This is a genomic window from Moorena sp. SIO4A1, assembly GCF_010672065.1.
Classification (GTDB): domain Bacteria; phylum Cyanobacteriota; class Cyanobacteriia; order Cyanobacteriales; family Coleofasciculaceae; genus Moorena.
Genome location: NZ_JAAHHX010000721.1, coordinates 1 through 1,439, shown reverse-complemented (window position 1 = coordinate 1,439; position 1,439 = coordinate 1). Strand labels below are relative to the sequence as shown.

The 1,439-nt window shown below is 42.0% G+C and carries 2 protein-coding genes; one reads left to right on the top strand and one right to left on the bottom strand.

The features are described from left to right. Positions 1-859 (bottom strand): Rieske 2Fe-2S domain-containing protein (locus tag F6K53_RS42295; RefSeq protein ID WP_293086497.1); only part of this gene is annotated, 859 nt, incomplete at its 3' end. Between the two features lie 171 nt (positions 860-1,030). Between F6K53_RS42295 and F6K53_RS42290 the strand changes: the two genes are divergently transcribed. Continuing rightward, positions 1,031-1,273: a type II toxin-antitoxin system prevent-host-death family antitoxin gene (locus F6K53_RS42290; protein WP_075897156.1), complete on the top strand. Its 243-nt coding sequence runs from the start codon at positions 1,031-1,033 to the stop codon at positions 1,271-1,273. Positions 1,274-1,439: the final 166 nt, after the last annotated feature.

Sequence of the window (1,439 nt, the reverse complement as noted above, 5' to 3'; positions counted from 1 at the left end):
CATCGTTATAGTTAGTAACAATTCTCATATGACAGGGAGGTTGAAAGTCATGAATTGCTTCGGCTACCTTTTCAACGGTGGGGTTAATAGCAAAGGAAAATCCTTCTTGAGTGGATATTTCCCTAAGACCAGGCATATCATAATACTTGGCATCTTCATAGCGACTACCCATAATACCGTGATGGGAAACCGGTACGTGAGCGGGATCAGCAACATTTTCCATGAAAAAGTCCCAGCCATAGGGCAAGTCGCGGATATTCCAAAATAGCTTGACTACTCGATCGGAATCTGATTCTAGTTCGGGAATTAAACGGGGTTTTCTCAACTGACTTTCCTGTTGAGCCTTGGTTCCCGATTCTGGCCATACCCAGAGTAAACCTTGATTTTCCTGAGTTGGATAGGCAACAGCACAGGATTTAGGATTCGAGCAGTTTTTAAGTTCAGTCTCCTGGTCTTGGGATTGAGGAATACTAACACAATTTCCTTGAGCATCAAAACGCCAAGCGTGATAAGCACACAATAAGGTTCCATCAGACTCCACACGCCCTTCAGAAAGAGGAGCTAATCGATGGGGACAAAAATCTTCAAAACAACGCCATTTACCAGACCCATCCCGCCATAACACTAGCTCTTTACCCAGTAACTGTATTTTGTGAGGACGAGATGGCGCAAGGAATTCAACAACAGCTACTGGATACCACTGCTTTGTCCATTGAAATGTTTCGTCTTGTTTGAGGTGAACTTGTTCCCTTGACTTATCAAGACTTTCGTTCAAATTAGTTAAATTGGCTTCAATCGTCATACTTTTCGGGAATACTTTGTTCACAAAGATAACAGCGCTTGCCGTAACTTCAATCATTATCCACCGAAACTAATCAATCTGAGGCAGGTGGGCAGTGCTTTATACCAATTAAAAGGCTGACCATCTCGAAGGGAACCACTGCCCACCCTACATCACAGGCTGCTATTGACTATTTTAGCTAAAATAGCTATTTTAGACTTTATGTCTAGTATTTTTACCTAAAAAGTTATGAAAATCCTTGGAGCATCTGATGCAAAAAACCGTTTTGGTGAACTGTTGGATTTAGCTCGAAGAGAGCCAATACAAATTACTAAAAAAGGACGTAAGGTTGCTGTTGTTATTTCTATAGAAGAATTTGAAAGGTTATTAGAATTAGAAGAGGAACTTATAGCTATCAAAGCTAAACAAGCACAACAAGAAGGGTTTATTGGGCTGTCAGAAAGTGAGCAGCTTTTGGAGGATATTATATAGAAATTATTATTTGGGTGACTGACAAAGCTTATCCTTTTAAGGCAAGAGGCAAGAGGCAAGAGGCAAGAGGCAAGAGGCAAGAGGCAAGAGGCAAGAGGCAAGAGGCAAGAGGCAAGAGGCAAGAGGCAAGAGGCAAGAGGCAAGAGGCAAGAGGCAAGAGGCAAGA

Bases quoted from the DNA above. Each gene is read 5' to 3' on its own strand.
- F6K53_RS42290 (WP_075897156.1), top strand. From the start codon at position 1,031: ATGAAAATCCTTGGAGCATCTGATGCAAAAAACCGTTTTGGTGAACTG.